We start from the raw sequence: 26,972 nt of genomic DNA, 5'->3' as shown, positions 1-26,972 counted from the left end.
CGGCAGCCAGCACCCATGCCCCGCTATCGCCTGACCATCGAGTACGCCGGCACGCGCTACAGCGGCTGGCAGGTGCAGAAGAACGCTCGGACCGTCCAGGGCGAGTTGCTGCGATCCGCGCGCGAGGCGGCGGGTGGCGCTGCCGTGGAGTTGCAGGGATCGGGTCGGACCGATGCCGGCGTCCATGCGATCGCGCAGGTGGCGCATCTCGACGTGCCCCGCCCGGTGGCGCCTGAACAGCTGCGACGACAGATCAACGACATGCTCCCGGCGGACATCAACGTCCTCGCCGTGGCGCCGGTGCCCCACCGCTTCCACGCCCGCCACGACGCGGTCTCGCGGAGTTACGTCTACCAGATCGCACGTCGGCGGACGGCGTTCGCGAAACCGTTCGTCTGGTGGGTGAAAGAGGATCTCGACGTCGAGGCGATACGGCAGGCGTCGCGCCTGTTTGTCGGGATGCGCGACTTCCAGTCGTTCACCGACAGCGACCCCGACGAGATCTCCACGCTCGTCCAACTCGAGGGGATCGAGGTCAAGGAGGACGGTGACCTCCTCCTCGTGCGGGTCACCGGGTCGCACTTCGTGTGGAAGATGGTGAGGCGGATCGTCGGGGTGCTGGTCGAGGTTGGGCGCAGACAATTGACGCTGGCCGACATCGAAGGGTTCTTCGAGCGCCGGTCGCCGGTGCCGGCGCGCGTGACCGCGCCGGCCTCGGGCCTGTTCCTCGAACGCGTGGTGTACCCGGGAGAACCGCCTGTGGCGCCGCTCGGCGCCATTACGCCGCTGGCGCCGGCTGCACGGTCCGCTACTTCTTCTTCCCCATGTTCGTCTTCGCCATCCGGTAGCCGGCCTTCACCGCGTCCGCCTCGGTCATGAACGTGCCTTCGTGCGTGGTGCCGTAGCGGGAATCGCCCTCCGTGTAGAAGATCCCGCTCGCCGTGTTGACCCAGACCATGCCCTTGACCGGCGGTTCGCGCTTCGGCATCTGGCCGCTCTTTGCCATGGCCTCGTCGCCTCGCGCCTCAGCCACGCCGCCGCGCTCGAGCGCGCGGTTGGCCTTGTCCATGGCCGTGCCGCCGGTCTTGCTGCTCTTCGAGGACTTGGCCGGCGCTTTCACAGCGGCGGGAGGCGTGGCGGGCGTGGCGGACTCGGCTGGCTTGGCCACCGCACCTTCAGCGGCCTTGGCTGCGGCCGCATCGGGGGCCTTGGCCTCGACGGCCGGCGCCGCCGGCGCCTTCGCCGACTTCGCGACGCCGAATGTCACGAGCGGCCGGATCGCCGAGAGCGTCGAGACCGGGATCCCGGCCTTCGACATGTCCGAGACGGACCCGTAGGGCCGTCCTGCCATGATCTTCGCTGCCATCGCGGCATCGACGGTCGGCAGCGTCTGGAGTTCCGCCGCCGTCGCCGTATTGACGTTCAGCTTCGTTCGGCCAGCTGTCGTCCCCTGCGCCAACGCCGGCGTCGCCGCGCACACGACCGCGAGGATCAGGCACACCGACCAGCCAAGACGGTTCGTCCACAGCTTCATGGGGTCCTCCTGTTCGGAAACAGCTCATCGTGGCGCAGCACCGTGGTGGTGTCAAGCGCCGGCACGCGTCCTCGCGCCGGTCACCCGGCGCCTGGAACCCAGAGCCTATTTCTTGTACGCCACCTTCCCCCCGACGATCGTGTAGAGCACCTCCGCTCTCTGGATCTGATCCTCGGGCACCGTGGTGATGTCGGCCGATAGCACGGTGATGTCGGCGACCTTGCCGGGCGTCAGGGAGCCCTTCGTCTTCTCCTCGAAGGCCGCGAAGGCGCCGTTCAGCGTGTAGGCCCGGAGGGCGTCCTCGCGGGTCATGCGCTGGTCGCCGTAGAACACCTCGCCGTTCTTCTGGCGCCGGGTGACGAGCGCGTAGTAGCCGGGCAGCGGATCGACTTCCTCGACCGGCGCGTCGGTCCCGTTTGCCACCACCGCGCCGGACTTCATCAGCTTCTGCCAGACGTACGCGCCTTCGTCCGCGCGCTGGCGTCCGAGCCGGGCGAGGACATACGGCGCGTCGGACGTGCAGTGGATGCCCTGCATCGACGCGATCACGCCCAACTGCCCGAAGCGCGGGATGTCGGCCGCGTTGATGTGCTGTGCGTGCTCGACGCGCCACCGCAGGTCCTTCTGGTCGGGATGCGCCTTGAAGGCCTGCTCGTAGACATTCAGCGTCTCGCGGTTGGCACGATCACCGATCGCATGGGTGCACAACTGGTATCCGTTCTCGATGGCCAGCCGCGCCGTCTCCTTCATCACGTCCGGCGACTCGGTGTTCAGGCCGGTCTTGCCGGGGAGATCGGCGTACGGCTCGAGCAGCCACGCGCCCCGCGAACCGAGCGCGCCGTCCATCAGGCGCTTGATCGACCGGACGGTGAGGTGGCCGTTCGCCGCGCCGATCATCCGGTACTTCGCCAGATTCTGCGCCAGGTCGGCGTTGTCCTCGCCGAGCATCACGTACAGCCGGACGCCCAGTTTCCCGGCGTCGGCAAATCGCTTGTACCGATCCACCGTGGCGAACGACGTGCCGGCGTCGTGGACCGAAGTGATGCCCTTGGACAGGAACTCGCGCGCCGCCAACTCGACCTCGCGGTCGGCATCGGCATTCACCTGCTCCGGGGTGCGGCGGGCGCGCGCATCGTTCAGCGCCTTGTGGACCAGGCCCGAGGCCGTCTCGCGGAACACGCCGATCGGATTGGCCTTCGCGTCCTTGATGATCTCGCCACCGGGCGGGTTCGGTGTCTGCTTCGTGATCCCTGCCAGTTCCATCGCCTTGGCATTGGCAATCGTGGCGTGACCGCTGGCATGGGTGAGGAGCACCGGGTTGTTCGGCGCCGCCTGGCTGAGCAGTTCGTGCGTGGGGAAGCCCTCGACCGCTCCGGCGGGCGCGTGCGTCCACTTCTCCTGATGCCAGCCTCGGCCGAGAATCCACTCTCCCGGCCGCGCCGTCTTCGCGGCGTCAGCCACCAGCGCGGCGATTTCCTCCCAGCTTCGCGTCTTCATCAGCTCCAGTTGCATCTTGGCGGCGCCCACGCCGGTGAAGTGGGCGTGCGATTCGATGAACCCGGGCATGGCAAACCGACCGGCAAGATCGATCACCTCGGTCTTCGGGCCGATATAGGCCTTCATCTCGGCAATCGTACCGACGGCTTCGATCCTGTCGCCGCGGATGGCGATGGCCTCGGCCGTCGCCCTCGACGGATCGACCGTGGCGAGGCGCCCGTTGGTCAGGACCATGTCGGCCGGATCGACGCGAGGACCGCACCCGGCTGCGGTGAACGACACCAGGCACGCGAGCAGGAACCACGAACCAGCGACAGAACCACGCATGTGCACTTCTCCTTGCTGGGCATCTCGCCGACGGCCGATTCTACTGCAAGTGGACGGATCGCGGGTTGCACAGAGCAGGCAGAGAACAAGGAGAGAACACGGACACGAGAGCAGACCGGCGTGCCGGCGGGCGCAGTGTTGATATGATCGTCGCTCGTCGAAAGGACGTGCCGTGGGCTTGTTTACCTCGTTCCAGCTGAAATCACGCGATGCGGCCACCCGTCGCCGGGCGGCGCTGTCGCTCGGCGTGGCCGGCAAGAACGCCGCAATCGCGACACTCGAGCCGTTGACACAGGATCCGGAGTGGACCGTGCGGGAAGGCGCCGCAGAAGCGCTCGGCGCAATCGCCAGTCCAGAGACGGTGATGCCGCTCGCGCGGCTCATCCAGGGAGCCGACCAGATTCGCGAGAGCGCGGGCGCGGCGGCCGTGCGCGCCGCCGCGATCCGGGCGTTGGGCCGGACCGGGCCAGGCGCCGTCACCGCGCTGGTCACGCTGCTCACGGACAGGCACGCGAAGGTTCGGGAGGGTGCGATCGACGCGCTCGGTGCCATTGGCGGCGTGGCTGCAGCCACGGCGCTCGTGTCGGCGCTCGAAGACGACCGCTCGAGCGTGCGCCAGGCGGCGGCCGCCGCCCTGGCGCGCGCGGGCCGCGTCGAAGCCGTTCCCGGGCTTCGGAGCGCACTCGCCCACAAGGATCCGACCACTCGGCGCGGTGCGGCGGAGTCGTTGGGGGCGATTCGCGACGCCGCGGCCGTCGACGCGCTGCGAGCGGCGCTTGGGGACCGCGACCGCAGTGTGCGCGAAGTGGCCGTCCAGGGCCTCGCGCGGATCGCAAGCCCGGAGGCCGTCGCCGCGCTCCTGGCGGCGCTGCCGGCGGGCGACCGCGATCAGAAGGCGGCCGTCACCACCGCGCTCAAGTCCTTCGATTGGTCTCCCGCCGACGCCTCCGAGCGCATCGTGCACGCCGTGCTGCACGGCCGGTTCGACGAGGCGGCCGCTGAAGGGTCGGCGGCGGTGGACGCCCTCGTGGCCGCGCTCTCCGATCGCGATGCGGCCCACAGGCGCGGCGCGCTCGCGGCGCTGACGGCGCTACACGACGAGCGGGCCGCGGCTTCCGTGGCCGCGCTGCTGCGGGATCCCGAAGCGGCGGTCCGCGATGCCGCCGTGGAGTGCCTGGCCGCCACGGGGCCCGACGCTGCCGGCGTGCTGGTGGAAGGGCTCCGTGACCGCGCCGCACAGGTTCGCTCCGCGTGCCGGCAGGCGATCGCCCGCATCGGTGAAGAGGCGCTGGCCGGCGCCCTCCTCAGGCGGCTGTCGGTCGGCCGGTTGACGCGCCACGGCTCCACCGAGTTGCGCGTCGTGGCCACGCGCGCCGAACTGGACGGCGTGAGACTGGCTGCAGACGGCCTGCACACGTTGCTGACTGCGGTGGCGAAGAAGCTGCCGACCGGGACCCTGACCGCGCTCGGCGGTATCGCCGACGTCCTGCTGCTCGAACCCGGCCAGGTCCCGAGCAGCAGCGAGCGGGTGGACAACGAGGAACTCCGCCAGACCGCGCTCGCGGAACTCCGCGTCCGATCGGCTTGACGGAGAGCCAGCGCCGGGCGCTGCCGGCTATCCCTTCTTGATCAGGTCGAGAAACGCCTTCGCCGCGTGGCTGAGGCCCCGCTTGGCAGGGTAGATCAGCCGGATCTCGCGCGCGATCTTCATCTCCTTGACGATCACCTCGCGCAACGCCCCTCGCTCGATCTCCTGTTCGACGCACATCTTCGGCAGGAACGCCACACCCTCGTTGTCCTGCACCAGCTTCCGGATCGTCTCGACGGTCGGCATCTCCACGTCCATGTTGAGCGGTACCTTGTGGCGCTGGAACGCGCGCAGCACCAGGTTCCGATACGGGGAGACGACGTTGTGGGCGATGAAGATCTCCATCCCGAGCTCGCGAATCGAGACCGACTTCCGGGATGCGAGCCGGTGCTGCGGCGAGACGATGAACGCCAGATGATCGATGTAGATCGTCGTGACGACCAGGCGCGGGTCCTGCGGATCGTAGCTGATGACCCCGAGTTCCAAGTCGCCCTCGACGAGCTGCGACGGGATCTTGCTCGACAGGCTGCGGCGCACCTGCACGTGGACGCGCGGATACGAGCGTCGATACGCCGCGATGTGCGGCAGCAGATAGAGCGTGGTGGACTCGTTGGCACCGATGGTCAGCCGCCCCGCCGAGTTGTCGCGCAGCTCGGCGAGGGCGTTGTCCATCTCCGCGCGCAGGTTGTCGAACCTGCGGGCGTAGTCGAAGACGATCTGCCCGGCGTCGGTCAGCAGCAGATCCTTGCCTGCCCGATCGATCAGCCGCTCGCCCAATTCGGCTTCGAGCCGCTGAATCCCGAGGGAGATGGCCGGCTGCGTGCGGTACAGCTTCTCCGCCGCACGCGAAAAGCTCTTCTCCGTCGCCACCGCCTGGAACACCTGCAGCGCATACCATTCCACGGTCACGTCTCCTTCGACACACGGCGAGGGGGGCGCAGCCCTCGATCGCCGACGACGCACCAACCATCAGTGTGAGTTATGGCATTATGCCAACTGATACATCGCGCCACAACTATAAATTTGTCAAATTCACCTGCAGCGGTGATAGTGACCCTCGACTCCTGGAGGGACACCGATGGCTGAACGCGTCCTGATCTTCGACACCACGCTGCGCGACGGCGAGCAGTCGCCCGGCTGCAGCATGACGGTTCGCGAGAAGCGGCGGATGGCGGCCAAGCTCGTCGACCTGGGTGTGGACATCATCGAGGCGGGCTTTCCGATCGCCTCCGACGGCGACTTCGAGGCCGTCGGCGTCATCGCCCGCGACGCCCCGGGGCCGACGGTTGCCGCGCTCGCCCGCGCCTGCCGCGCCGACATCGTGCGCGCTGCGGCCGCCCTCGAGGGCGCGAACCGGCCGCGCATCCACACGTTCATCGCCACGAGCGACATCCACCTGAAGTTCAAGCTGAGAAAGACGCGCCAACAGGTGCTCGACGAGGCGGTCGAAGGCGTCCGCCTCGCCCGGCGTTACGTGGAGGACGTCGAATTCTCCGCGGAGGATGCCACGCGAACGGACCCCGCGTACCTGCGGCAGGTTGTGCGCGCGGTCGTCGAAGCCGGCGCCAGCACGGTCAACATCCCCGACACCGTTGGCTACTGCACACCCGATGAGTTCGGCCCGATGATCGCGGCGATCGCCGATGACCTGCAGGGCCGGGCAGTCGTCAGCGTCCACTGCCACAACGACCTCGGCCTGGCGGTTGCCAACTCGCTGGCCGCGGTGCAGGCGGGCGCGCGGCAGGTGGAGTGCACGGTCAACGGCATTGGCGAACGGGCCGGCAACTGCGCGCTCGAGGAGATCGTGATGATCCTCCGGACGCGGCGGGATCGGCTCGGATACCACACCGACATCACGACCGAGCACCTGTTCCCCGCCAGCCAGCTCCTGAGCAGCCTGATTGCCTTCGGGCCGCAGCCGAACAAGTCGATCGTCGGCCGCAATGCGTTCGCCCACGAGGCGGGCATCCACCAGGACGGGTTCCTCAAGGAGCGGACAACGTACGAGATCATCGAGCCCGCCACGGTCGGTGTGCCCGAGAGCAAGCTGATCCTCGGCAAGCACAGCGGCCGGCACGCGCTGCGCCAGCGCTGCGAGGATCTCGGGGTTCCGCTCAAGCCCGAGCAGGTCGATGGCGTGTATGCTCAGTTCATCGCGCTCGCCGACCGCAAGAAGGGTGTGACCGACGACGAGATCGCCAGGATCGCGTCCGGGTTCCAGCTGGAGGCCGCGAGCTGACGGTGGACGAGCTCGACTCCCGGCGCTGGGCACCAGGCTCTGGGACGGCGATCACACGGACGGGGCCCTGATCGAGTCGATATGGATCTACGTATTCTGGTTCTCCCCGGGGATGGGATCGGCCCGGAGGTCACGGCGCAGGCGATGGCCGTCGTGCGGCGCGTGGCTCGCGTGTTCGGACACTCGGTCGAGGCGCTCGACGGGTTGATCGGCGGAGCGGCGATTGCGCAGGCCGGAGATCCCCTCCCGGCCGCCACGCTTCGGCTGGCGGAGGAGACCGACGCGGTCCTGCTCGGCGCCGTCGGCGCTCCCCGGTTCGACGATCTGCCCCCCGAGCGCCGGCCCGAGCGCGGCCTGCTGCAACTCCGCCAGGCGCTGAAGACGTTCGCCAACCTGCGCCCGTCGCGCGCCTGGCCCGCCCTTCTCGACGCCTCGCCGCTCAAGAACTCGATCGTCGAAGGCACCGATCTGCTCATCGTGCGCGAGCTGACGTCCGGCCTGTACTACGGCACGCCGCGCGGCGTGACGGGCAGCGGCCCCGGCGAGCGCGCGACCAACACGCTCTCGTACACGCGCGCCGAGATCGACCGGGTCGCCCGCGTGGCCTTCGAGCTGGCGCGCGGCCGGCGGCGGCGCGTGACCAGCGTGGACAAGTCGAACGTTCTCGAGAATTCCCAGCTCTGGCGCCGGGTCGTCACCGACGTCGCCCGCGACTTTCCGGACATTGCGCTCGACCACCTGCTGGTGGACAACTGTGCCATGCAGCTCGTCGTCAACCCGCGCCGCTTCGACGTCGTGCTCACCGAGAACCTGTTCGGTGACATCCTCAGCGACGAGGCGGCGGTGCTGAGCGGATCGATTGGCATGCTCGCATCGGCGTCGATCGGTGATCGGCGGGCGTCGGGGCGCCGCACGGGCCTCTACGAGCCAGTGCACGGATCGGCACCGGACATCGCGGGCATGGGCATCGCGAACCCGCTCGGGGCGATTGGCTCGGCCTCGGCGATGCTCGACTACACGTTCGGGCTCGCGGCCGAGGCGGCGGCGATCAGCCGCGCCATCGACGAAGTCGTCGCGGCCGGCGTGGTCACGGCGGACCTGAAGCGGTCCGGGCATGCCGCGACGACCGAGGAGGTTGGCCAGGCGGTCGTGGACAGGATCCGGAGATGACGCCCCGAACGATCATCGACAAGATCTGGGATGCGCACGTCGTCTCCGAGCCGGTCGGCGCGCCGTCGTTGATCTACATCGACCTGCACCTGGTGCACGAGGTGACCTCACCGCAAGCGTTCGAAGGACTGCGCGCCAGGGGTATCGGCGTTCGTCGCCCCGACCTCTCGTTCGCCACGGTCGATCACAGCCTGCCGACCACGCCGATCGACATGCCGATCACCGACGCCGTCGCGGCGCGACAGATCGCCCAGTTGCAGTCGAACTGCGAGGAGTTCCGCGTCCCGTGTGCCGACCGCGGGCACCCCCACCAGGGCATCGTGCACGTGATCGGTCCCGAGCTCGGTCTCACGCAGCCGGGGATGACCATCGTGTGCGGCGACAGCCACACCGCGACCCACGGCGCGTTTGGAGCGCTGGCGTTCGGCATCGGGACGAGCGAAGTCGAAATGGTGCTCGCCAGCCAGTGCCTGCTCCAGCGCCGGCCGCGGCGGTTGCGAATCGCCGTGAGCGGACGCCTGCCGGGCGGCGTGTCGGCCAAGGACCTGATCCTCGCGATCGTCTCGACGGTTGGCGTGGGGGGAGGCACCGGCCATGTGATCGAATATGCGGGCGAGGCCATCCGCACGCTCTCGATGGAACAGCGGATGACGCTCTGCAACATGTCGATCGAGGCCGGCGCCCGCGCGGGGCTGGTCGCGCCCGACGACACGACGATTGACTACCTGGCCGGCCGGCCGTGCTCGCCGCTCGACGCGGAGTGGGAAGAGGCGACCGCGCGTTGGAGGCGGTTGCCCTCCGACGACGGGGCCACCTTCGACCGTGAGGTATCACTCGACGCCACCGGGCTCGCGCCGATGATCACCTTCGGTACGAATCCCGGGATGGCAGTGGCGCTGGACGAAGCGGTGCCCGCGCCCGCGTCGCTCGGCGACGCGGGCGAACGCCGGGCACTCGAGCAGGCTCTGGCCTACATGAAGGTCGAGGCGGGCCGCCCGCTACTCGGTCAGCCTGTCGACGTCGTGTTCATCGGAAGCTGCACGAACGGCCGGCTCTCGGATCTGCGGGATGCGGCCGCGATCTTCCGCGGTCGCCGGGTGGCGGCGGGCGTCAGGGCGATGGTGGTGCCAGGGTCGCGTCAGGTCAAGCGTGCCGCGGAGGCCGAGGGACTGGACCGCATCTTCACGGAAGCTGGGGCGGAGTGGCGCGAGCCCGGTTGCTCGATGTGCATCGCGATGAACGGTGACCAGCTCGAGCCCGGTCAACTGGCGGTCTCGACAAGCAACCGGAACTTCGAAGGGCGGCAGGGCCCCGGAGGGCGCACGCTGCTCGCCAGTCCGGCCACCGCGGCGGCGGCCGCTGTCACCGGCGTCGTGACCGACCCGAGGAGGCTGTCGTGAGCCCGGCGCGTGAGCCGATCACCCGGCTCGCCGGGCCAGCCGTCGCGTTGCCGCGGGACAATGTCGACACCGACCAGATCATCCCGGCCCGCTTCCTGAAGACGACCACACGTACCGGCCTCGGCCGGTCGCTGTTCGCCGACTGGCGGTTCGAGGCGGACGGCACCCCGCGCCCGGAGTTCCTCCTCAATCAGCCGGCCGCGGCCGGCGCGGTCGTCCTGGTCGCCGGCCAGAATTTCGGGTGCGGCAGCTCCCGCGAGCATGCGCCATGGGCCCTGCTCGATTTCGGGTTCCGCGCGGTGGTCGCCGCATCCTTCGCCGACATATTCCGTCAGAACGCCCTCAAGAACGGGCTGCTGCCGATCGCGCTTCCGGCGGACGCGCACGCGTCGGTGCTGACCCATGTCGAGCGCGCACCCGGCGCTCCGATCGGTGTGGACCTCGTCCGACAGATCGTGACGGCACCCGACGGGAGCGAGATTCCGTTCGCCATCGACGCGTTCGCGCGCGACTGCCTGATCAGCGGGGTCGACGAGATCGGATACGTCCTGCAGCAGGAAGCGGCCATCGCGAGGTACGAATCCGTGCCAGCGTCGGCTCGCTGGTGAGCTCGCGCAGCGCGTCGCCGCCAATCCAGCGGGCCGAAGCCGCAGGCCGCGCGCGGAGACGCCGACAGGACGCCACGGCTGCCGCGTGGAGCGCCAGGTTCCGTTTCCCGATCTGGCGCAGCGCCCAGTTCACCCCCTTCTTCACCATGTTCCGGCCGTCGTCTGCCTCGCGCTCGATGAGCGGGAGGAATCCGAGGAAGAGCGCGTCCGGCGCGCGCTTGTCGTGTACGGCGAGCGCGGCCATCAGCACGAAGCCGGCGCGCTTGACGTACTCGGCCTTCCTGGCCGTCCAGTGCTGGATCTTCTCGACCGCGAACGGCGTCTTGTCGAACAGGATCGAGCAGGCGCAGTCGCAGACGGCCCACGAGTCGAACCGCCGGGCCCACTGATCCATCAGGAGGCGGGTGACCCGGGCCGGGTCCGCGACGAGACACGCCATCGCCCGCGCCTCCAGCACGCCCGTCTCCCACAGCGCCAGCGCCAGCTCGTGATCGCGGCCGATCGACTTGGCTTTCGCCCGGAGCGTCGGTGCCGGCACCCCGAATGCGCGGGCTGACCGAATGCCGTAGCGAGCCATGCCCTCGACGTTTGCCGGGTTGCCCAGCGCTTCCAGTTCCCTCACGATCCGTTCCGCTGTCGCTCGTGCCCGGTTCATAATGGACGGGATGATAATCCATGTGGACGCTTGACGCCCTCGGGTGGACCGATCAGTTCGCGCAGGCACTCGACGAGCTCGACGAGCCAGATCTCATCCCGGCCCGCGTGTCGCTCGAGCACCAGCACATCTATCGCGTGCTCACAGCGCAGGGCGAGACGCTGGCGCGCGTGACCGGACGCATGCGTCACAATGCCACGGCATCGGTCGAGTACCCCGCGGTCGGTGACTGGGTGGCGCTGCGCCAGCGGCCGGGCGAACTCCGCGCGACGATCACCTCCATCCTCCCACGCCGGACCCGTTTCTCGCGGAAGGTCGCCGGCGACACCACGCGCGAGCAGGTGGTGGCCGCCAATATCGACACCGTGTTCCTCACCGCCGGCCTCGACGACGACTTCAACCTCCGCCGGATCGAACGATATCTCCTCACCGCCGGCGAGAGCGGCGCGCAGCCGGTCGTCCTGCTCACCAAGGCCGATCTCTGCGCTGAGGTCGAGGCCCGCGTGCGCGAGGTCGAGGCCGTGGCTGGCGGCAGTCCGGTGCACGCGACGAGCGCGAAGTCGGGAGAGGGTGTGGATGTCATCCGGCAGTACCTGGCGCCGGGGCAGACGGTCGCGCTGCTCGGTTCGTCCGGCGTCGGCAAGTCGACGTTGATCAACCGGTTGGTCGGCAGAAACGTCCAGCGCACAGCGACGGTCAGTACCTACCGCTCGCGCGGCCGGCATACCACAACAAATCGTGAGCTCATCCTCCTTCCAGAAGGCGGGATGGTCATCGACACGCCCGGCCTCCGGGAGATCCAGCTTTGGGAAGTCGGATCATCGCTCGCCACCACGTTTGGAGACATTGAGGCACTCGCCGCAGAGTGTCGGTTCGGGAACTGCCGCCACCTCACCGAACCCCGCTGCGCTGTGCGCGCGGCGACGGCCGACGGCCGGCTGGTCGCGGAGCGGTTCGAGAACTACCTGAAGCTCCGGGGCGAGGCCGAGTTCCTCGTCGAGAAGCAGGACCGACTGGCGCAACTCGCGACGAAGCGGAAGTGGAAGACCATCCACAAGGCGATCAGAACAATCGTGCCGAAACGATCGTAGCTCCTACACTGGAGGTCATCATCGTGCGAGATCTGGTCTTCATCGGCATTGCAGGGCACGCGCTGGCGCTCGACCGGGCAACCGGGCAAGAAGTGTGGCGAACGAAGCTGAAGGGCAGCGATTTCGTCAACGTGACCATCGACGGCCGCGAGGTGTTTGCGGCGGCGAGGGGACAGCTCTACTGCCTGGACGCCTCGACCGGGTCGATCCGGTGGGAGAACGAGTTGAAGGGCCTTGGCTGGGGCCTGCTCTCGATTGCCGGCGGCAACGCGGCGACCGCGTCAGAAGCCGAGCGGCGTCAGCGGGCCGCCGCGGCGGCCTCGGCCAGTTCGTAGGCCCAGGGTCACGGAGGCTGCGGGCTCAGGTGCCCGATGTCTCGTCTTCTTCGAGGTCCAGGGTATCGACGGTTTCCGGCCCGTCGGCCGGCGCGAGGAAGAGCGAGGGTGCGTCGGCCACTGGGAGTTCCTGGACGTCGCGAAGCTTGCGCTGGATGGTCCGGCTCTGCCGGGCCACGGCGTCCATCTTGTTCGACGCTTCCTGCAGCTTCTTCTGCACGCCGCCAAGCAGTTCGCCGAACTTCGCGAACTGTGTCTTGATGCTGCCGAGCACGACCCACACTTCGCTCGACCGCTTCTCGATCGCCAGCGTGCGGAAGCCCATCTGCAGGCTGTTGAGGATCGCCCACAATGTCGTCGGCCCGGCGATGGCGACGCGGAGGTCGCGCTGCAGGCCATCGGCAAGCGCGGGCCGCCTCAGCACTTCGGCGTAGAGGCCCTCGGTCGGCAGGAAGAGGATCCCGAAGTCGGTGGTGTGTGGCGGGTCGAGATACTTGTCGTGAATGTCGCGGGCGGAGAGCTTCACGCGAGTCTCGAGCTGGCGCGCCGCCACCTCGACGCCGTCGGCATCGCCCCGGTCCGAGGCCTCGACCAGCCGCTGGTAGTCTTCCTGCGGGAACTTCGCGTCGATCGGCAGCCAGACGGACGTCGCGTCCTGTGCGTCGCGGCCGGGCAGCCGGATCGCGAACTCCACCCGATCGGCGCTCCCTTCCTTCGTCGCGACGTTCGCCTCGTACTGCCCGGGCGCCAGGACCTGCTCGAGCAGCGTTCCGAGCTGAACCTCGCCCCAGGTGCCGCGCGTCTTCACGTTGGTCAGCACCCGTTTCAGGTCCCCGACGCCGGATGCGAGCGCCTGCATCTCCCCGAGGCCGCGATGCACCTGCTCCAGCCGCTCGCTCACCGCGCGGAACGACTCGCCGAGCCTGGCCTCGAGCGTGCCCTGCAGCCGCTCGTCCACGCTCTGCCGCACCTGCTCGAGCTTGGCCGCGTTCTCCTCCTGCAGCGCCCGCAGCCGCTCTTCCATCGTCGCGCGCAGGGCCTCCATGTGTCGATCGTTCGACTCGGAGAGCGCACCCATCCCCTTGACCATCGAGTCGCCCAGACGGCTGACGGTCGCCGCGACCTCCTCGCGCAGGTCCTTGGCCTGCGTCGTCGCCTCGACGCGTCCCCGCGCCATTTCGTCGCGCGTGGTCCGCTCGATCCGCTCGTGGCCGGCCTCCTGTCCGTCGAGGCGCGCCTCGAGCGGTGACAGATCCACCCGCGCCGGCCGCGCCACCAGCACGACGACGAGCGCGATGATCACGACGAGCAGGACGACGGTCAGGACGCCAGCAGCCTCGAGCATGGACGACGGCATGGTGTCGCCGAAGACCGGTTGGCGTCAAGAGAGGCTCCGATTCGTGTAGGATTGGGCCATGCAGAAGCCCTCCCTCCTGCGACTCGTCGTTCTGGTCCTGCTGGCCGTGACCCTGGGGGCACCGGTCGTCCGTGCGAGCGACAAGATCCTCCATCTGGCCATCGGAGACCCGGCGCGAAAGGACAGAGAGGCGCCGCTCGTGCTCGACGCCATCACCGACACGAAGACCGGCGAGGCCGTCACGCCGGCCGAGCTGGCAACCCGCCTGGCCGGCACCCGGCTGCTGCTCGTCGGCGAGGAGCACACCAACAGCGAATTCCATCGCGCGCAGCTTCGCGTCATCGACGCGTTGCACCGGGCCGGTCGTCATGTCCTGATCGGCCTCGAGATGTATCCCTATACCGAACAGCGATTTCTCGACGAGTGGCGCGAGGGCTATCTGACCGAGGAAGGCTTCCTGCGCCTGTCGCGCTGGTACGACAACTGGGGCTATGCGTGGGACTACTACCGCGACATCTTCCTGTTCGCGCGCGATCAGCGCATCCCGATGTTCGCGATCAACACGCCGCGCGAGATCGTGGCGGCCGTGCGCAAGAAGGGGCTGGCCAATCTCACGCCCGAGGAGGCCGCCCACATTCCGAAGGACATCGATGTGGACAGCGCCGATCACCTGATGTTCTTCAAGACCACCTTCGAGGGGGAAATGGGCCCGGTGCACGGAGAGGGCATGCCGGACGAGATGCTGAAGAACATGCTGAGCGCGCAGGCCACCTGGGATGCAACCATGGGCTTCAATGCGGTCGAGGCGCTGAAGCGCGCGAACGATCCGAAGGCCATCATGGTGGTCATGGTCGGGTCCGGCCACGTGGCCTACGGCGTCGGGATCGAACGGCAGGCGCGAAAGTGGTTCGAGGGCACCATCAGCACGATCATTCCGGTGCCGGTCTCCGCGGACAAGGACGGGCGGACGACGAGCACGCGGGCTTCCTACGCCAACTTCACGTGGGGTGTCCCCGATCAGATCGATTCCGACCTGCCGATGCTCGGCACGTCCACGGCCGTCGGCCAGGGGGACACGTCGCGCCGCGTCATCATCGTCCAGAAGGATTCGCCGGGGGACAAGGCGGGGTTCAAGGTGGGCGATGTGATGCTGTCGCTCGACGGCGCACCGCTGACGGACAAGGAGACCTACAACCGGCAGATGGCCGCCAAGCGCTGGGGCGACGAAGCGGTGTTCGTCGTGAAGCGCGGCGCCGAGACCGTCACGCTGCGGGTCGTCTTTCGGCGCACGCCGAGGTAGCCCCGGCCCCTTCACGGAGCCTCGATGACCGAACCGTTTGCCCGTCCGTCCGCCCGGATCGCCCGCGCGCTGGATGTCGCCCGGATCGCGCACGCTGGCGCCACGCGCAAGGGCACGACGGTTCCCTACATCGAGCATCCGGTCGCGGTGGCCCGGCTCCTCGAGGAGCACGGGTACGACGAGGACCTCGTCGTCGCGGGTCTGTTGCACGATGTCGTCGAGGACGCCAGGTTCGGCGACGAGGGGTTCCAGCGGGACTTGTGCCGGTTGGCGGGCGCCGGTTGCCTGCCGTGCCCTGCCGGCCACGCGGCGTTCCGGGCGGCATGCCTCGAGTTCCTCCGCCACGAGTTCGGCGCGCGGGTCTTCGAGTTGGTGATGGCTGTCACCGAGACCAAGAACGACGGAGGCCCGCCGCGCGACTGGCTGGAGCGCAAGAAGGAGCAGTTGGATCGGCTCGCGAAGGCGTCGCCCGACGAAGCGGCGCTGAAGGCCGCGGATGCGGTCCACAACATCGAGTGCACGCTGAGCGAGATCCGCGTCCTGGGCCTCAGCGTCCTCGATCGCTTTCGCGGAGGCCCGCTGATCGTCTGGCACTACTCCACGGTCGCGTCGCTCGTCGGCGACAAGATGGCGCCCCACGATCCGCTGGCCGGCCGCGTCCGTCGGGCCGCCGGCGCCTTGTGCACCACGGTCCAGAGCCTTCGCGGCGGGTCGCATGGCGACTCGCCCTCCCCGACCCACACGGGTAGTTGAGCGGCCGCCCGCGCGGACGGAGCGCCCAGGCCCCCGTCCGCACGGCTCGCCGCCGACGGCTCTACAGGTACGCCACCTCCCCGTGCTCGACCTCGTCGAGCCCGATCTCCTCCTCGTCCTTGCTGACCTTCACCGGCGTGATCTTGTTGATGACGATGAGCATCAGGTAGGTGAAGACAAACGCGTAGATGGCGGCGAACGTGACCGACCCGACTTCCTTGAAGAAGAAGGCGGGGTTGCCGTGGATCAGACCATCGGCGCCGCCATCGGGGTTGACGGCCTTGAAGGCGAACAGGCCCAGGCAGACCACGCCGAGGATGCCGCCGACGCCATGCACGCCCCACACGTCGAGCGCGTCATCCCAGTCGAGTCTGTTCTTCAGCCAGATCGCGTAGTAGCACACGACGCTGGCGATGATGCCGATGAGGATGGCGGTAGGCGTGCTGACGTACCCGGCCGCCGGTGTCACCGCCGCCAACCCGGCAATCGAACCGGTGAGCAGGCCGACGAACTTCGGCTTCTTCTCGATGATCCACGCCAGCACCAGCCACGTGATGGCGGCGAAGGACGCCGCGACATCCGTGTTGAGGAACGCCAACGACGTGACCGGGTCCACCTTCAGTTCGCTGCCCGCGTTGAAGCCGTACCAGCCGAACCACAGCAACCCGGTGCCCAGTGCCACGAGCGGGATGCTGTGCGGTCCCTTGTCCTGGACCTTGCGCCGGCCCACGAAGAACACCGCTGCCAGCGCCGCCATACCGGCGATGCAATGGACGACGATGCCGCCGGCGAAGTCGAGGACGCCGTTCTTCTGGAGGATGCCGCCACCCCAGACCATGTGCGCGAACGGGAAGTAGACCAGCAGGAGCCACGCGATCAGGAACAGCAGATAGGCCTTGAACCGCACGCGGTTGGCGAACGCGCCCGTGATGAGCGCCGGTGTAATCTGCGCGAACATCATCTGGTACGCCACGAAGACGATGAGCGGCAGCGTCGGGGACGCAGCGAACTCGGTCGTCGGTCCCATGTTCATCAGGAACGCGTGCCTGAAATTGCCGATGATGCCCCAGTAGTCGGGGTTCGCCGCATCGCCGTAGCTGCCGCTGAAGCACATCGAGTACCCGCAGATCGCCCAGAGCACCGTTGTGACCCCCATCGACACGAAACTCTGGATCATGATCGTCAGGACGTTCTTGCGTCCGACGAGCCCTCCGTAGAAGAACGCGAGACCTGGCGTCATCAACATGACGAGGCTGGTCGAGACCAGCATGAAGCCGATGTTCCCTGTATCCCAGTGCATGACATCTCCTCCTGGCTTGCCGTTGAACGCGTGCTGGGTTTCCTGTCAGAACACGAAGAGACCATTGAGGCTCGCTGACACTTGCGTGTCGGTGAAGCCGCCACGTCGCTCGAAGACCGGGTGGTTCGAGTGATCGCGACGAAGATCACCGCGGATGATGAAGCGTGGATGCGGCCGGAATTCCGGGGTGATGGTGAACTCGTCCAGGCGCTGCACGACGGCCGTCCGGGCACCCTGCGGATCGTCGAACCACTCACCGCGGACCGTCAACGCCGAGCGCGGCGATATCGCGACCCGGACGTAGCCGGCCAGCCCCTGCCAGCTGACGTTCTTCACGCCGCCGCCCGCTGAGTCCGCGAGGGTCACGTGCGCCTCGCGCCCGTAGTCCCAAGTGGCCGTCAGCGTGACGACCGGCGTCGGCTTGAAGATCGCCACCACATCGAGCAGGTGACGCAGGTCGATGTCGTTGTCCGCCTGCTCGGGTCCACCCAGGTAGTTGGCCGTGATCGAGACCTGCGGCGACGGTGTGAGGGCGAGCTGACCGCCGATCGATTTTCCGCGGTTGTTGTCCCTCGCGTTGTCCCAACCGTTCACGAGGTAGAACTGGCCGGACACCTTGTCGCTGAAAGGATAGGTCAGGCGCAGGCCCGTGTGGGTGACCGGCTCCGCGTAGCCGAATAGCAGCGAACGTGACTGGTTGTCGTTGTACCCGTCGTAGCCGTCGATCACCTCGTACCCGATGTGGGTGATGAACTTGCCGGCATCGAACCGCAGTCCCTTCCCGACCGGTGCGATGTAGGAGAGGTACGCCTGGTGGACGTCGAAATCCCCGGCTTTCCCCTCCTCGTCGCGAAAGAGGCCGGCCGCCGCGGTGACCTTCGACACCGAACTGCCGAACGTCACGTCCACCCGAAAGCCAATCCGTTCGGGCGACGACACCGCACGCTGCACGACCAACTCGACGACGTCGAGCGTGAAACTGCGGTCATCCGCATCGAACACGCGGTATTGGTTCGTGCGGGACGCCGGAGCGTTGACATTGACGACAAGCGAACTCGACACGAACCCGTTCAATGACAGTTCCTGATACCACGGCTTGTCGTGAGGGACTGCTGAACCAGCAGGAGGGGTGGGGTCGGTTGGCGTTTGCGCGAGAAGGGGTCCAGCCAAGGGGAGGAAGAAGAGCCACGCCACGATCAGATATCCGCGGCGGGGCGCGTGATGGCGACGGATGGACATAGAGAACTCCGAGACAGATGACAGACGAGGCACCAACGGAGACAAATCGCGATGAGGCGGGGACTCCAGGCCGGGACGCGAGGATCACGGGCGAGGGAGCGGCTCCCCGCCGTACGAGCAATCGCAGGGTTGTCGAGGTACCGCGCGATCCCGATGCTCTCAGGAAGGCGCACGTGGACCGGAACCCCAGCGGAGCCCAGTCGTCGGAATGGCGTTCAGGCGACGGTGGGTTGCTCGGCCGCTGGTCCTCGGAAGCAGCGGCGGCTGCGACGAGTCGCGGGCACGCCGCTTGTGTCAGCCGCGTGCGAATCGAGGTTCCGACACTCGCCTCGGCGGCCGGCCAGACGGATCCGAACAGACCGAGCAACACGCCGACGAAGAGAATCGCCGACAGGTGGGTTGCACGCGAAATCGGCACCGCCGCACGCAGGCCACACGGCGGCGCGAATGGTCCAGCATCGCGTGGACCCGTTTCGGAGGTGACGAGGCGGTGGCCACTGGTGCGCATTGGGACGATCGACCGGAGGCGGATTCCCGAACTGCAAGCGCGCCTACCCTATCGGCTGATCCGGTCCGTTGTCAACTGTGGCGCATGGCAGCGGGGTCAGTCGCTGTGGCGTTCGCCTCCTCGGCGGATTAGAATGCCCCGTTCCCCAAGTCCTTCGATGCACAAGTCCGGCGACGTATTTGTGCCCTCAGGACTTGGTGCTGAGCGAGCGCAACCGGCCACATGCGTCGAGAATCGAACGTGGCCGTCGTTGCGAGTCGAAGTACCAAGGAGTTGCCATGCCACGCCTCACGCTCGTCGTTGCCGCCCTCACCATGGTCGCCCTGGCTGCAGTGGTCATCCGCGGGCAGGAAGACCGGACCGCAACGAAAGCCAAGCGAATCCACCAGGAAGCCATCGTGTTCGACACGCACATCGACACGACGGACCGGCTCCAGGGCGGCTGGAAGTTCGAAGACCGTCATCCGGCGCCGTCCAGCCACGCGCCCGACGCGAGCAGCGTGGATCTGCCGCGGATGCGCGAGGGCGGCCTCGACGCGGCGTTCTTCTCGGTATTCGTGCCGGGCACCATCACGGGCGGAAAGGCCGTGAGCCTCGCGCGGGCGGAATTCGACAAGCTCCGGATTCTGGTGGATACGCATCCGAAGGACCTCGCGCTGTGCCTGACGGCCGCGGACGTCCGGAGGGCGCACGCGGACGGGAAGATCGGCGTGCTGATTGGCGTCGAGGGCGGCCACATGATCAACGAGAGCCTCGACGTGCTGCAGGATTACGCGCGGCTCGGCGCGCGGTACCTGACGCTGACACACACGGTCAACGTCACGTGGGCCGATTCGTCGAGCGAGCCGCCAAAGGTGAACGGGCTCTCGGATTTCGGCAAACAGGTGGTGCGCGAGCTGAACCGGCTCGGCATGATGGTGGACGTCTCGCACATCTCGGACAAGGCGTTCTGGGACGTGCTCGAGGTGAGCCAGGCGCCGGTGATCGCGTCGCACTCGGCCTGCCGCGCGCTCTGCGGGCATCCGCGCAATCTGACCGACGAGATGATCAAGGCGCTCGCCGCTCACGACGGCGTCATCCAGATCAACTTCATGGCGGGGTACATCGACGAGGCCCTGTATCAGGAGCAGAAGAAGCGGGAGCCGCAGCTCGACACGCTGCGCGCGGAGCTGGAACGACAGTACCCCGGCCCGGAAAACGCCGAGAAGCGCTGGCGCGAGGTCCGCGCCGCGTACGAGAAGATGGGGCCGGCCCCCAAGGTCTCGTGGGAGCGTATCGTCGATCACATCGATCACGCCGTGAAGCTCGCGGGCTCCGATCACGTGGGGCTCGGGTCGGATTTCGACGGAGCAACGATGCCCGAGGGCATGGACGAGTGCAGCCAGCTGCCGAAGATCACCGCGGAACTGCTGCGCCGGGGGTACAAGGAATCCGACGTCAAGAAGATCCTCGGCGGCAACACGCTTCGGGTGATGGAGCAGGCCGAGAAGGTCGGCCGGAAGCTCTCGAGCCGGTGAGAGCGGCGCGGTCTTAGCGGCGTCTGTGGCGACCTAGACGTGGTTCCGGAGCATCAGTTCTCTCGGGTGCGGCTCGAGGTAGATCTGCCCGGCCAGGTAGCCGATGTCGCATCGATGGACATGGTGCCGCAACAGCGTCACGGGCACGATGAGCGGCACCCACCCACGTTGATAGTCCGCCACGGCTTCGGCCAGTTCCGCCCGCGAGGCGTCATCGAGCACTTTCCGGAAGTAGCCCAGCATGTGCTGCAGGACGTTGACGTGCCGACGCGGCGTGGCGATCGTGGCCAGCGCGCGCATGAAGGCTGATTCGTACTCCGCCTTCACGTCGGCCCGCCGCATCGACGCAGCCCGGGCGACGACGCGTCCCAGCTCGCGGTAGCCATCGGGTGAATGTGCCAGGAGCGTGAGCTTGTGCGCCGTGTGAAACCGCACGAGCGCGCCCACGGTCCAACGACCGGAGAACAGGCCGCGCAGGCGACGGTACGCGAAGACGCGCTCCACGAAGTTGTCGCGCAGGTGGGGATCGGACAGGCGACCCTCTTCCTCGACAGGAAGCAGCGGCAGGCGTACGACGAGCGACTCGGCGAACAGCCCTCGTCCGGTGCGAGCCGGCGCCCCGCCCGCCTGGTACACCTTCACCCGTTCCATCCCACAACTCGGGGAGTCCTTCTTCAGGATGTAGCCGTCGAGATCCTCGCGCGCGAGCGCGTCGACGCGGCGTGCCGCAAACGCCCGCATCGCCTCGGTGTGGTCCGTACCCGACTTCACCCCGACGAGGCGGATGCCGCCTCCACCCCCGGCGGCCGAGGCATCGGCGCCGCCCGGCCGCACGAGGCGAATCGCCTCGCGCGGGGTTCCCATCCCCACCTCGACCTCGGGACAGACCGGCACCCACTCGACGTACTTCCCGAAGGTGTCGACGAGAAACGCGTCACGCTTGTGCCCGCCATCGAAGCGAACCTTCTGCCCGATCAGGCACGCGGAGATGCCGATCCGCACGGAGGACGTGCTCGTTGCCATGAGAAGCTTCCTTTCGATCTCCGCGGGCACGGCTCACCCCGGCGCCTTCCCCGCCCAGCGCGCCATATAGCTGCGACTGTCGAACTTCTTCGAGGTGCTGGCGAAGGACATGTAGCGAATGGTGCCGAATACGGGCCGTTCGGGTCCCCACGCGCGGTCGTGCTTGCCGCCGATCGCCCAGGCGATGCCGGCATAGCCGTTCGGATCCCGTCCGTCGAGTTCGTAGCGATCATTCAGCGCAATTGCGATCGACATCGCCTCGTCGGGTGAGCGCGTCCACTCGAGGATCTTCTTCCCCCAGTACATCCGCAGATAGCCGTGCATCCAGCCACTCTCGACCATCTGCCGCTCCGCCGCATTCCACAGCGGGTCGTGGGTCTCCGCGTGCTCGAGCTGCCGCTCGGTGTAGATCCACACGCGTTCGTCGCCGCGGTGGCGTCGGAGCGTCTCGCGCGCCCAGCGCGCGCACCCGTCGAGACGATCGTACGCGGGGTTGTGGCGCACGAAGTTCGTCGCCAGCTCCCGCCTCACGATGAGCTGTTCGAGGAACGCGTGACGATCCGCCGGCGCGGCCTCCGCGTCGCGCACGGCCAAGGCCACCTCCCGGGGACCGAGCTGGCCGAAGTGCACATAGGGCGAGAGTCGGCTCGTCCCTTCGGCTTCCGGATGGTTCCGACGGGCCGAGTAGCCCACCAGGCCACCAAGCACGAACGCCTTCAGACGTCCGAGGCCGGCCGAGCGTCCGCCGATTTCCCCCGCCACCGGGCCGACGGCGCGATCGATCCGCAGCTCATCGAGCAGCGCGGGCTCCGGCTCGACCGTCACGAGGCCGGGCGGCCGCCGCCACTTGACGGCCGCCTTCCCAGCCGAAATCGGCCGCAGGCACCAGTCGAGCTGCCTGTGGATGCGCGGCCGTATCGTCCCGGCCGAATACTGCTCCTTCAGCAGCAGGCCGCCGGGCACGACGACATCCGCGTCCACCGTCCAGAACGGGATGCGGACACGCTCAGCCACGCGCTGGCGCCACGCCTCGGCTTCGCGCAGCGGGTTCTCGTCGCCGACGAGCAGCGAAGCCCCGACCTCGCGGCAGAACCTGACGACCTCGTCCCCTCGCCCACAGCGGAGCACGAACCCGACGCGCCGCTCGGCCAGCGCGGCCGGCAGTTCGGCCAGCCCTTGCAGCATGAAATGGAGGTGCCGCAGGTTGGCGGACCGAAAGCGGGGATCGAGGACGAACAGCACGACCACCGGATGGTTCAGTTCGTTCGCCACACCGATCGCGGCCTCGAGCGCCGGATTGTCCGAGGCCCGCTGCGCGTGCTGCATCCAGTAGACGACCACACGACCGGCCGGGTCAGGAGGGCCAGGCACCCGCAAGGTCATCCGGGGGTCGTCAGTATTCCATGTCATGCTCGGCCCGATACCTCGCAGCGACTATACTACTCACCGGCCCGTCTCGTGACCCGCGCCGCGTGTTCGCAGGTTGGCCGTCTGTCGTACGGCTCGGGGGGTTCCCTCATGAAGCATGCGCTGCTCGGCCTGGCCGCCACGCTCTGGGTCGTCGCCCACCCGGCTCTCGTGGCCGCGCAACCGCCAGCCTCAGCCGCTGGCACGATTCCCCGCTTCGCTCGCGACGCCAATCCCATCGCGCTGACGGGCGCCGCGCGCCCTTCTCGCTACATGGAGGCGTCGGGCCGACGAGCGGCGTTCCTGGGGCGCGAGGACGGCAGCTTCGAGGCCTGGGCCTATCCGCTCAAGATCCTCCACGATTTCCATCTCGCGTTCGGCGTGGCCGCGTATGCGGATCCGATCCCCGACACCAGCCTCGCGTCGTCGGTGGACATCCGACCCGAATCCGCCACCGTTCGATACTCGCACGCGGTGTTCACCGTCGACGCCACCTGGCTCGTGCCGGTCGACCAGGCGGGCGGACTCGTGCTGCTCGACGTCTCGACCTCCGAACCGATCACCGTCTACGTCCGCTTCCGTCCCGACCTCAAGCCGATGTGGCCCGCCGCGCTCGGCGGCCAGTACAGCTACTGGGACGATGCGCTGAAGGCGTACGTCATCGGCGAAGGCAGCGGGAAGAACGCGGCGCTCGTCGGCTCGCCGCTTGGCCTGACGCCACCCGAGCAGCCGGCGCACAACCTGCCGGATGCTCCGTCGCAGTTCGCCATCCGCATCACGCCGGAGACCGCGGCCCGCGGCCTGGTGCCGATCATCCTCGCCGCCAGCACGGAGAAGCTCGAGGCCGCCAAGAAAACCTACCAGGCGCTGCTCGCATCTCCTGAAGCGCACTACCGTGAGGCGGCCGCGCACTATCGAACGCTCCGCGAGGAGATGACGAGCATCGAGTCGCCGGACGCCCGGTTCAACCTCGCCTTCGAGTGGGGCAAGGTCGCCCTCGACAAGGGGTTCGTCTGCAACCCGCATCTCGGTTGCGGCCTGATTGCCGGCCTCGGCCCGTCGGGCACGACCGAGCGCCCGGGCTTCGGCTGGTTCTTCGGCGGCGACACCTTCATCAACGCGTGGGCCATCTCCGGCTACGGCGATCTCGATACGGTGCGGCAGTCGCTCGACTTCCTCCGAAAGCACCAGCGCACCGACGGCAAGATGATGCACGAGCTGTCGCAGGGCGCCGGTTTCATCAGGTGGTTCGAGGACTACCCCTACGGCTACTACCACGCCGACACGACGCCGCTCTACATCGTTGCCGTAGGCGACTACGTCCGCGCCACCGGCGACCGCGCCTTCGCCCGCGATTACTGGCCGTCGATGCGCAAGGCCTACGACTACTGCGTCTCGACCGACGAGGACGGCGACGGCCTGATGGACAACACGAAGGCGGGCCTCGTCATCGAGACCGGCCGGCTCCGCAGCCGCGACGTCCTCACCGATGTCTTCCTCGCCAGCGTCTGGACCGAGGCCACGGCCGCGATGATCGATCTCGCGAAGGTCGCCGAACCCGCGTTCGCGTCAACTGTCGAAGCGGCCGCCGGCAAGGCCCGCGCCGCGCTGAACCGCCGATTCCTCGACGATGCGAACAGGCGGATCAACTTCGCGATCCTGAAGAACGGCGCTGGCCAGGCGGAACAGACCGACTGGCCCGCGTTCGGCATCTGGCGCGGTGTGTTCGACAAGGGCCATCCGGCGGTCGAGGGCATGCTCGACGAACTGGCGCGGTCGGGGCTCGCCACCGACTGGGGCGCGCGCATGCTGTCGAGGGAGAGCACGCTCTACGAGCCCCTCTCCTACAACAACGGTGCGTCGTGGCCCTTCCTGTCCGGCTGGGCCGCGCTCGCGCTCTACACTGCGGGCCGCGGCGAGTCCGCCTGGCAGTATCTCGACGCGCTCGCCGACGTCACGTTCCTCGAGAGCCGCGGCTTCATCCCGGAGTTGCTGTCGGGCGATCGCCTGCGCTCGGTCGACGCGGCGGTGCCACATCAGCTCTTCGCCACCACCGGCTTCGTCTCGGCGGTGATGCGCGGCCTGGTCGGCCTGCAGGAAGAGAACTGGGGTCTTCGCCTGTCGCCACGCCTGCCGGCTGCCTGGGACCACATGCTGGTCAAGAACCTGCGGTGGCGAAACACGAGAGGCGACCTCGAGGTACGGCGCGTGGCCCACGGCATCACGTTCGACATTCGTCCGGGCAAGGGAGAGCTCCCGGTCCAACTCATACCCGCGCTGCCGCCGGGCGCCGAGCGGCTCACCCGGCGGACGGCGGGAGCCTCGACGCCGCCATCGTTCCCGGCAGGGGCGTTCATCGCGGAGGGCGTTGAACTCCTGCCCGCGGAGCGGCCGTTGGCGCTCGGCGACACGCCGCAGCGCCTCCGGGTAGTCGAGGCGCGCGTCGACGCCGGCGTCTACACCGCCAGGCTGCAGGGTCTGCGCGGGCGCACCTACCGGGTACGGCTGGCTGTCCCGTTCGAGGTGCTCACTATTGATGGCGGTCGCGAACTCAGCCGCGATGGCCGTTTCCGCACGATTGTCGTGGCCATGCCTGACGGGCCGACCGACTGGGTGGACGCGCGGCTTGTTGTCAGGCTCGGATCCAGAGTCAAAGCAGGGGTAGGAAGGAGTCAATAACGTGAAGGCCATCTTCTCAGTGATCGTCGGTCTCGTGGTGACACTCAACGCGTCCGGTCAGAAACCCTCGTCTGGCGTGGGCGCGAAGGCCACAGTCCAGAAGGCCCCGTTCGGCCAAACGAAGGAAGGCGCTCCCGTGGAAATCTATACGCTGACCAACGGCAAGGGCATGGTCGCCAAGGTGATGACCTACGGTGCCACGCTCACCGAGTTGCTCGTGCCGGACAAGACCGGCACGAGTGCCAACGTCGTCCTCGGCTTCGACAAGCTGGAACCGTACCTCGCAGGCGTCCCGTACTTCGGCGCGACGGTCGGCCGCATCGGCAACCGTATCGCCAAGGGCACGTTCACTCTCGACGGCAAGGCTTATAGATTGGCCACCAACAACGGGCCGAACCACCTGCACGGCGGCGTCAAGGGCTTCGACAAGGTCGTCTGGAAGGCTGAGGTCGTTGCGTCGAAAGTGGGCCAGGCCGTGAAGTTCTCGTATCGCAGTCCTGACGGCGAAGAAGGCTACCCAGGAAACCTCGACGTCACCGTCGTCTACACGCTGACGGACGCGAACGAGCTGCACCTCGACTACACCGCGACGACCGACAAGGCCACGCCGGTCAACCTGACCAACCACAGCTACTTCAATCTCGCCGGCGAGGGCACCGGAACGATTCTCGATCACGTGATGATGATCAACGCCGACCAGATGACGCCCGTGGACGACACGCTCATCCCGACCGGCACACTCGAGCGGGTCAAGGGCACGGTCTTCGACTTCACGACACCAACGGCCATCGGCGCCCGCATCGCCAAGGTTCCGATCGCGCCGCCGGTCGGCTACGACCACAACTACGTGATCAACACGCAGACGGGGGGCGGCGGGCAGCCGGCCCTGGCCGCGCGCGTCGTCGAGCCGAAGAGCGGCCGCACGATGGAGGTCCGCACCACGGAGCCTGGAGTTCAGTTCTATTCGGGCAACTTCCTCGACGGCACGCTTCGGAACCGGAAGGGCGTCCCATACCAGAAGCACGCCGCATTCTGCCTCGAAACGCAGCACTTCCCCGACTCGATCAACCACCCGAACTTCCCGTCGACGATCCTGCGTCCGGGCCAGACCTACCGGACGACCACCGTGTACGCCTTCTGATCGCCGGAATCGACCAGGTACGGACCTCGGTTTCTGCCAGCGTTGCAGGGATCGAGGTCCATTTCGAACCGTCGCCCCGACGGTTGACGCAAAAAAGTACACAGCACAGCTTGCCTGTCATGTTCCGCTACGGCCAAGTCCATCGGTGGACAAATGCGGCAACGTATTCGTGCCGTGAGGACTTAGCGGCTCAGACTGGCCGGCGGGCAAACGCGGCCGAGCTTGGTTCAGGACTTGCAGAGTCTGCGGAGAGCTTCAGCTGGAATCCGGCAGAGGACCGGAGGCGGGGTCGGGCCTGCCTTGG

Annotated in this window: 22 protein-coding genes; 13 read left to right on the top strand and 9 right to left on the bottom strand. The window is 67.9% G+C overall.

What is annotated here, in order from left to right:
• Positions 1-15: 15 nt before the first annotated feature.
• A complete protein-coding gene (truA, locus tag VGK32_02245; protein ID HEY3380555.1) occupies positions 16-879 on the top strand; it encodes a tRNA pseudouridine(38-40) synthase TruA in 864 nt (287 codons plus the stop codon).
• Here the strand turns inward: truA and VGK32_02240 are convergent.
• Positions 809-1,534 carry a helix-hairpin-helix domain-containing protein gene (locus VGK32_02240; protein ID HEY3380554.1) on the bottom strand — a complete coding sequence of 242 codons (726 nt, stop codon included), beginning with the start codon at positions 1,532-1,534 and terminating at the stop codon, positions 809-811. The two genes, truA and VGK32_02240, sit on opposite strands and share 71 nt — an antisense overlap.
• 105 nt (positions 1,535-1,639) lie before the next feature.
• The gene (locus tag VGK32_02235; protein HEY3380553.1) at positions 1,640-3,358 is read right to left on the bottom strand and encodes an amidohydrolase; all 1,719 of its coding nucleotides are present in this window, start codon (positions 3,356-3,358) and stop codon (positions 1,640-1,642) included.
• A 172-nt stretch (positions 3,359-3,530) separates the two neighbouring features.
• Between VGK32_02235 and VGK32_02230 the strand changes: the two genes are divergently transcribed.
• A complete protein-coding gene (locus VGK32_02230) occupies positions 3,531-4,946 on the top strand; it encodes a HEAT repeat domain-containing protein (protein ID HEY3380552.1) in 1,416 nt (471 codons plus the stop codon).
• 27 nt (positions 4,947-4,973) lie between these two features.
• Here the strand turns inward: VGK32_02230 and VGK32_02225 are convergent, their stop codons facing one another.
• Entirely contained in the window at positions 4,974-5,855 is an 882-nt protein-coding gene (locus VGK32_02225) for a LysR substrate-binding domain-containing protein (protein ID HEY3380551.1), read from the bottom strand.
• Positions 5,856-6,024: 169 nt separating this feature from the next.
• Between VGK32_02225 and VGK32_02220 the strand changes: the two genes are divergently transcribed.
• The 4 genes from VGK32_02220 to leuD all read left to right on the top strand — a co-directional run bounded on the left by VGK32_02220 (position 6,025) and on the right by leuD (position 10,363).
• Positions 6,025-7,185, top strand: coding sequence for a 2-isopropylmalate synthase (locus VGK32_02220; GenBank protein HEY3380550.1), 1,161 nt, complete (start codon positions 6,025-6,027; stop codon positions 7,183-7,185).
• An 81-nt stretch (positions 7,186-7,266) separates the two neighbouring features.
• On the top strand, positions 7,267-8,355 hold the full coding sequence (leuB, locus tag VGK32_02215; protein HEY3380549.1) for a 3-isopropylmalate dehydrogenase: 1,089 nt from the start codon (positions 7,267-7,269) through the stop codon (positions 8,353-8,355).
• Entirely contained in the window at positions 8,352-9,755 is a 1,404-nt protein-coding gene (gene leuC, locus VGK32_02210) for a 3-isopropylmalate dehydratase large subunit (protein ID HEY3380548.1), read from the top strand. Before leuB ends, leuC begins: the two co-directional genes overlap by 4 nt.
• A complete protein-coding gene (gene leuD / locus VGK32_02205; GenBank protein ID HEY3380547.1) occupies positions 9,752-10,363 on the top strand; it encodes a 3-isopropylmalate dehydratase small subunit in 612 nt (203 codons plus the stop codon). The genes leuC and leuD overlap by 4 nt, the downstream gene beginning before the upstream one ends.
• Here the strand turns inward: leuD and VGK32_02200 are convergent.
• Positions 10,275-11,018: a DNA alkylation repair protein gene (locus VGK32_02200; GenBank protein HEY3380546.1), complete on the bottom strand. Its 744-nt coding sequence runs from the start codon at positions 11,016-11,018 to the stop codon at positions 10,275-10,277. The genes leuD and VGK32_02200 overlap by 89 nt on opposite strands.
• 20 nt (positions 11,019-11,038) lie before the next feature.
• Here VGK32_02200 and rsgA point away from each other — a divergent pair, with 20 nt between their 5' ends.
• Positions 11,039-12,109, top strand: coding sequence for a ribosome small subunit-dependent GTPase A (rsgA, locus tag VGK32_02195; protein HEY3380545.1), 1,071 nt, complete (start codon positions 11,039-11,041; stop codon positions 12,107-12,109).
• Positions 12,110-12,132: 23 nt separating this feature from the next.
• Positions 12,133-12,444, top strand: coding sequence for a PQQ-binding-like beta-propeller repeat protein (locus tag VGK32_02190; GenBank protein HEY3380544.1), 312 nt, complete (start codon positions 12,133-12,135; stop codon positions 12,442-12,444).
• Positions 12,445-12,469: 25 nt separating this feature from the next.
• On the opposite strand, the gene rmuC is transcribed toward VGK32_02190, so the two are convergent.
• Positions 12,470-13,801: a DNA recombination protein RmuC gene (gene rmuC / locus VGK32_02185; protein ID HEY3380543.1), complete on the bottom strand. Its 1,332-nt coding sequence runs from the start codon at positions 13,799-13,801 to the stop codon at positions 12,470-12,472.
• A 58-nt stretch (positions 13,802-13,859) separates the two neighbouring features.
• On the opposite strand from rmuC, the gene VGK32_02180 reads away from it, so the two are divergent.
• Positions 13,860-15,101: a ChaN family lipoprotein gene (locus VGK32_02180; protein HEY3380542.1), complete on the top strand. Its 1,242-nt coding sequence runs from the start codon at positions 13,860-13,862 to the stop codon at positions 15,099-15,101.
• 24 nt (positions 15,102-15,125) lie between these two features.
• Positions 15,126-15,854 (top strand): HD domain-containing protein, encoded by a 729-nt coding sequence (locus VGK32_02175; GenBank protein HEY3380541.1) that lies wholly within the window; start codon positions 15,126-15,128, stop codon positions 15,852-15,854.
• A 61-nt stretch (positions 15,855-15,915) separates the two neighbouring features.
• Here VGK32_02175 and VGK32_02170 read toward each other — a convergent pair whose 3' ends face one another.
• Together VGK32_02170 and VGK32_02165 are read right to left on the bottom strand one after the other, a co-directional pair.
• Entirely contained in the window at positions 15,916-17,154 is a 1,239-nt protein-coding gene (locus VGK32_02170) for an ammonium transporter (protein HEY3380540.1), read from the bottom strand.
• 45 nt (positions 17,155-17,199) lie between these two features.
• A complete protein-coding gene (locus VGK32_02165) occupies positions 17,200-18,393 on the bottom strand; it encodes a porin (protein HEY3380539.1) in 1,194 nt (397 codons plus the stop codon).
• A gap of 786 nt (positions 18,394-19,179) precedes the next feature.
• Between VGK32_02165 and VGK32_02160 the strand changes: the two genes are divergently transcribed.
• Complete coding sequence (locus tag VGK32_02160; protein HEY3380538.1) at positions 19,180-20,418, top strand: dipeptidase; 1,239 nt, start codon at positions 19,180-19,182, stop codon at positions 20,416-20,418.
• A 33-nt stretch (positions 20,419-20,451) separates the two neighbouring features.
• Here the strand turns inward: VGK32_02160 and VGK32_02155 are convergent, their stop codons facing one another.
• Positions 20,452-21,441: a DUF523 and DUF1722 domain-containing protein gene (locus VGK32_02155; GenBank protein HEY3380537.1), complete on the bottom strand. Its 990-nt coding sequence runs from the start codon at positions 21,439-21,441 to the stop codon at positions 20,452-20,454.
• Positions 21,442-21,474: 33 nt separating this feature from the next.
• Positions 21,475-22,812 carry a deoxyribodipyrimidine photo-lyase gene (locus VGK32_02150; GenBank protein ID HEY3380536.1) on the bottom strand — a complete coding sequence of 446 codons (1,338 nt, stop codon included), beginning with the start codon at positions 22,810-22,812 and terminating at the stop codon, positions 21,475-21,477.
• A 147-nt stretch (positions 22,813-22,959) separates the two neighbouring features.
• Between VGK32_02150 and VGK32_02145 the strand changes: the two genes are divergently transcribed.
• Positions 22,960-25,527: a hypothetical protein gene (locus VGK32_02145; GenBank protein ID HEY3380535.1), complete on the top strand. Its 2,568-nt coding sequence runs from the start codon at positions 22,960-22,962 to the stop codon at positions 25,525-25,527.
• Position 25,528: 1 nt separating this feature from the next.
• On the top strand, positions 25,529-26,668 hold the full coding sequence (locus VGK32_02140) for an aldose epimerase family protein (protein ID HEY3380534.1): 1,140 nt from the start codon (positions 25,529-25,531) through the stop codon (positions 26,666-26,668).
• The last annotated feature ends 304 nt before the right edge of the window (positions 26,669-26,972 follow it).

The sequence above is a fragment of the Vicinamibacterales bacterium genome (genome assembly GCA_036504215.1).
Taxonomy (GTDB): Bacteria; Acidobacteriota; Vicinamibacteria; order Vicinamibacterales; family Fen-181; genus FEN-299.
This window is presented reverse-complemented; position numbering and strand designations above follow the sequence as displayed.

Coding starts and splice junctions, on each gene's coding strand:
- leuB (HEY3380549.1), top strand. CDS start 7,267: ATGGATCTACGTATTCTGGTTCTCCCCGGGGATGGGATCGGCCCGGAG.
- VGK32_02235 (HEY3380553.1), bottom strand. CDS start 3,358: ATGCGTGGTTCTGTCGCTGGTTCGTGGTTCCTGCTCGCGTGCCTGGTG.
- VGK32_02180 (HEY3380542.1), top strand. CDS start 13,860: ATGCAGAAGCCCTCCCTCCTGCGACTCGTCGTTCTGGTCCTGCTGGCC.
- VGK32_02220 (HEY3380550.1), top strand. CDS start 6,025: ATGGCTGAACGCGTCCTGATCTTCGACACCACGCTGCGCGACGGCGAG.
- VGK32_02175 (HEY3380541.1), top strand. CDS start 15,126: ATGACCGAACCGTTTGCCCGTCCGTCCGCCCGGATCGCCCGCGCGCTG.
- VGK32_02160 (HEY3380538.1), top strand. CDS start 19,180: ATGCCACGCCTCACGCTCGTCGTTGCCGCCCTCACCATGGTCGCCCTG.
- rmuC (HEY3380543.1), bottom strand. CDS start 13,801: ATGCCGTCGTCCATGCTCGAGGCTGCTGGCGTCCTGACCGTCGTCCTG.
- VGK32_02240 (HEY3380554.1), bottom strand. CDS start 1,534: ATGAAGCTGTGGACGAACCGTCTTGGCTGGTCGGTGTGCCTGATCCTC.
- leuC (HEY3380548.1), top strand. CDS start 8,352: ATGACGCCCCGAACGATCATCGACAAGATCTGGGATGCGCACGTCGTC.
- truA (HEY3380555.1), top strand. CDS start 16: ATGCCCCGCTATCGCCTGACCATCGAGTACGCCGGCACGCGCTACAGC.
- VGK32_02200 (HEY3380546.1), bottom strand. CDS start 11,018: ATGAACCGGGCACGAGCGACAGCGGAACGGATCGTGAGGGAACTGGAA.
- rsgA (HEY3380545.1), top strand. CDS start 11,039: ATGTGGACGCTTGACGCCCTCGGGTGGACCGATCAGTTCGCGCAGGCA.
- VGK32_02155 (HEY3380537.1), bottom strand. CDS start 21,441: ATGGCAACGAGCACGTCCTCCGTGCGGATCGGCATCTCCGCGTGCCTG.
- VGK32_02170 (HEY3380540.1), bottom strand. CDS start 17,154: ATGCACTGGGATACAGGGAACATCGGCTTCATGCTGGTCTCGACCAGC.
- VGK32_02165 (HEY3380539.1), bottom strand. CDS start 18,393: ATGTCCATCCGTCGCCATCACGCGCCCCGCCGCGGATATCTGATCGTG.
- VGK32_02145 (HEY3380535.1), top strand. CDS start 22,960: ATGAAGCATGCGCTGCTCGGCCTGGCCGCCACGCTCTGGGTCGTCGCC.